At 61.8% G+C, this 912-nt stretch carries 1 rRNA gene; it reads right to left on the bottom strand.

The annotated features are described in order from the left end of the window. Positions 1 to 742: ribosomal RNA gene (locus ABDH49_09150) — 23S ribosomal RNA — on the bottom strand; the annotation flags it as partial. Between the last annotated feature and the right edge of the window lie 170 nt (positions 743 to 912).

The following is a 912-nucleotide window of genomic DNA, read 5'->3' as shown; positions in this document are numbered from 1 at the left end:
TTTCACCCCAGCTTCACCCTGGCCAGGGCTAGCTCACCCGGTTTCGGGTCCACGGCCGCGGACTAAACGCCCTCTTCGGACTCGGTTTCCCTACGCCTCCGCCTCAACGGCTTAAGCTCGCCCACGACCGTGAGTCGCCGGCTCATGCTTCAATAGGCACGCCGCAACCCGCAAAGGGGCCGCGACTGCTTGTAAGCCCACGGTTTCAGGCTCTATTTCACTCCCCTCCCGGGGTTCTTTTCACCTTTCCCTCACGGTACTGGTCCACTATCGGTCACCCGGAGTACTTAGCCTTAGGCGGTGGTCCGCCCAGATTCCCCCATGGCTCCACGAACCACAGGGTACTCGGGTACCCTCACCTATCCCTTAAGCCTTTCGCCTACAGGGCTTTCACCTTCTCTGGCGCTGCTTCCCAACAGCTTCGGCTAGACCAGGGATTCGGTATCCGAGGGCCCCACAACCCCGCCCGGACAAGCCGGACGGTTTAGGCTCTTCCCCTTTCGCTCGCCGCTACTCAGGGAGTCGCTTTCGCTTTCCTCTCCTCTGGGTACTGAGATGTTTCAGTTCCCCAGGTTCCCCCCGCCAAACGGCGGTGACCTGTGTTCCCACAGGCCGGGTTCCCCCATTCGGACATCCAGGGATCTGCGCCCGCTACCGGCTCCCCCTGGCTTATCGCAGGTAGCCACGTCCTTCATCGGCTCGGGTGCCAAGGCATCCACCGTGGGCCCTTAGCATCTTGACCCTACAGAGCCGCACTGCCGTACGGCTCACAACCGCATCACTCGCCACCCCAGCTTTCAAGATCCCCCGCCGCCTCCCAGGCAGCGCAAAGAAAAAAGTACCAGACCTAAAGACCCCTGTCAAGGGGGGGAGGAGGCCTAGAGGATCTGACCTTCCCCCCTAAGTTCCGAC

It is taken from the genome of Candidatus Hydrothermales bacterium (genome assembly GCA_039630235.1).
GTDB lineage: Bacteria > Hydrothermota > Hydrothermia > Hydrothermales > JAJRUZ01 > JBCNVI01.
This window is presented reverse-complemented; position numbering and strand designations above follow the sequence as displayed.